We start from the raw sequence: 311 nt of genomic DNA, 5'->3' as shown, positions 1-311 counted from the left end.
ATATCGCGCCGCACCATACGCACGATTCCAGAATTGGCTTCACCGTATTGCGTATACCAGTGTTCGAAGGTCATGCGTCCTCCGCGATCTTGGCAGCAATCATGTAGTCGAGCACGGCCCACAGCAGATGATACGTAGCCAGCTGGGTGTTGCCGCCCATGTTAATGGCCACGGCGTACAGCATGTTGAATGCAGCACACACATACATCAGGATCGACGGAATAGACCTCATTGACCACACTCCTGTTTATGTTCGATGATGAGGGTCTGGGCAAGAACCGCAATCAGCAGCCAGCAACAGCCGCCAACTG

Annotated in this window: 1 protein-coding gene; it reads right to left on the bottom strand. The window is 53.7% G+C overall.

All coding sequences use genetic code 11. The features are described from left to right. Window positions 1-70: 70 nt before the first annotated feature. Window positions 71-232: a hypothetical protein gene (locus AC1RPW_RS08325; RefSeq protein ID WP_281116337.1), complete on the bottom strand. Its 162-nt coding sequence runs from the start codon at window positions 230-232 to the stop codon at window positions 71-73. Window positions 233-311: the final 79 nt, after the last annotated feature.

The organism is Dellaglioa sp. CoH-55-MRSF-8 (genome assembly GCF_056782195.1).
The sequence above is the reverse complement of the archived record's forward strand: the minus strand, read 5'-3'. Positions and strand labels throughout refer to the sequence as shown.